The sequence below is a fragment of the Tianweitania sp. genome (assembly GCF_032053605.1).
Classification (GTDB): Bacteria; Pseudomonadota; Alphaproteobacteria; order Rhizobiales; family Rhizobiaceae; genus Tianweitania.
The window spans coordinates 5,559-8,075 of the sequence record NZ_DAMBUH010000133.1; the positions used below are offsets into that span (position 1 = coordinate 5,559).

3 protein-coding genes are annotated in these 2,517 nt (G+C 63.6%); 1 reads left to right on the top strand and 2 read right to left on the bottom strand.

Annotated elements, in window-relative coordinates:
• Positions 1–740 (top strand): MFS transporter (locus RTX98_RS18770; protein ID WP_312798336.1); only part of this gene is annotated, 740 nt, incomplete at its 5' end.
• A 15-nt stretch (positions 741–755) separates the two neighbouring features.
• On the opposite strand, the gene RTX98_RS18775 is transcribed toward RTX98_RS18770, so the two are convergent.
• Positions 756–1,247, bottom strand: a complete 492-nt coding sequence (locus RTX98_RS18775; protein WP_312798338.1) for a TerB family tellurite resistance protein — start codon at positions 1,245–1,247, stop codon at positions 756–758.
• 140 nt (positions 1,248–1,387) lie between these two features.
• Positions 1,388–2,517: heme biosynthesis protein HemY (locus tag RTX98_RS18780; protein WP_312798340.1), on the bottom strand; the 1,130-nt coding region annotated here is incomplete at its 5' end.

The window sequence follows — 2,517 nt, forward strand, 5'->3', positions numbered from 1 at the left end:
GCGGCCTGCTTTACGGCCTCAATCCCGAAATCGCCTACGGCACCGCCACCGCTTTGATGCTGGCCGCAACCGTGCTGGTGTTCACGATCCCCAAGCCCGCGCAGAGGATCTCGGGCGAAAAGCCGACCACGGAAACGCTGTTTGCCGGCTTCCGCTACATTTGGGGTGAAAAGGTCGTGCTCGGCGCTATCTCGCTCGATCTGTTCGCCGTGCTGCTCAGCGGCGCCGTTGCCCTTTTGCCGGTCTATGCCCGCGATATCCTGGATCTCGGACCCTGGGGTCTCGGCCTGCTGCGCGCCGCGCCCGGCGTCGGCGCGATCCTGGTGGCGGTCTGGCTGGCCGGCCATCCGATCCGCGACCATGCAGGCCGGATCATGTTCACCTTCGTCGCTCTGTTCGGTCTGGTAACGATCGTGTTTGGCGTGTCCACCACCACCTGGGTGTCGATCCTCGCTCTGGCGCTGCTTGGCGCCACCGACATGGTCAGCGTGTATATTCGCGAAACGCTGATCCAGCTTTGGACGCCGGACCAGGTGCGCGGCCGCGTCAATGCCGTGAACAACGTCTTTGTCGGCGCATCCAACGAGCTCGGAGAGTTCCGCGCCGGAACGATGGCGGCGCTGATCGGCACGATGCCGGCCGTAGTGTTCGGCGGCGTCGGAGCCATTGCAGTGGCAGGCATCTGGGCCTGGGCCTTCCCGCAACTGCGCAAAACGCGCCACCTCAACGGGCGCGTTTAAGCGACAAACGAAGCGCTATTCCGTCTGGGAAAGCGCCAGAGCGTCCAGCCTCGGCGTGCGTCCACCGGCACGCGTGCGCAACTCGGTGCGGGTGCGGCTATCAACGCCCATCAGCTCGGCAACGCGCCACACCGTGTTGTCTTCCAGCTCGTGCACCTCGCCATCGGCGAAAACGATCTGCCACATCAGCTCTATGAAACGCGCGCGCTGCCCCTCATCGAGCCGCCGCGTCAAAACACTGGTGAAGGCATAAAGATCTACGGCCTCGCGCTCGGCTTCCTGGCCGGCCGCCAAGACAGCATCCAGCTCGCTGCCTTCCAAGCCGAAGCGCTTGCTCAGCGCCTGATGCAGCAGGCTGTGCTCATTTTCGCTGCGCACGCCATCGGCATCCATGACATGAAGCAGGAGCGCGGTGGCGGCGACGCGCGGATCATCTTCCGTGACGCCCGCTTCCGTCGTGCCGCCAAACGGCAGACCTTGCAGAAAGGAAACCAGCCGTTCGAACATCCGCTTAACCCCTGGGAGCCGAAGCCCGTTGTGTGGTGGGTTAAACCTATGGATGCAAGGCAAGGGCGGCAATGCGCCCTTCGCAACAAAGATCAGGCTGCGGCCCGGAAGTCACAGTAACAGTTAACGAGACTTGAGCGTCAGAACAGGCGGAAGCGTGCTGGTTCTTTCTTCTCATCATCAGCGACGCCCGGATCATCCGGCAGGCGCGTCAAGGCGATCGGCTTGTCGTCATCCTCGACCGGCTGCGCATCGTCGATGCTGCGATCGGCTTCAGACGCGGCAAACGCTTCTTCTGCAGACGTCACCTCGTGCTCAGGCTCGGCTTCAACCACGGCTTTCACCGGCGCGGGTTCCTCAACCACAGACGGCTCGATCTCAGCTTCGGCCACAGGCTGCGTGGCGTCCACCACAGTCGGCGGCGGCGCGCCAACGGCAACCGGCAGGCTGACGATCGCCGGGTGGATCTCGGCCTGTTCAGGCTCCTGTTCAGCCAAGTCCCGATGATCCTCGATCACCGGTGCAGCGCGCTCAACCGGCGTCTTCCACTCAAACACATCGAAGCGGCCGCTGATCGGCGAAACCGGCGCCCAGGTGTCGAAGATCATGCCATCTGCCGTCCAGGCGGGATCACGCTGCGCGCGCACAGCCTTGGAAAGATATTCGCGGATCTTGCCCTGGTTGCGTACATCCGCTTCTTCGACATCGGCAAGAAGCAGATACACGCTTTCGCGCGGCTCCAGCCGCAAGGCAGTCTCGGCCTGTTCGCGCGCCAGGTGGAACTCACGGGCATCGAGCGCGGCACGTGCCACCACAAGCGATGATTCCACATTGTTGGTACGCAGCGCCTGCAGCTTCTGCGCGCGTTGCAGGCGATCATGCGTGGAGTTGCCGGGGCGAGCGAAAACATAGGCGTGCGCCACCTCCGGATGCGGATTGCGCTTCCAAACATGCTCCAGGATCTTGGAGCCACGGCGCAACTCGTCGCCACGGAAATAAGCGCGCGCGGCAATCACGGCTGCCGGCACGAACTCCGGCTGCAGACGGTTGGCCTCGATGGCCGCCGCCTTTGCCTGATCGAACTGGCTTTCAAACAGCGTCATCGCCTTGCCGGTCAGCATCACCGCCTTGCGGCGGTTCAAGACGTCGCGGTCGATCTGCTTGGTGGATTTCTGCGCGTCGACAATTCTGAGCGCTGCATCCCAGTCGCCCTGTGCGACCTTTTCTTCCAGCGTGGCGTCGGACGCCCAGGCAAGCTGCGGCGCCACGG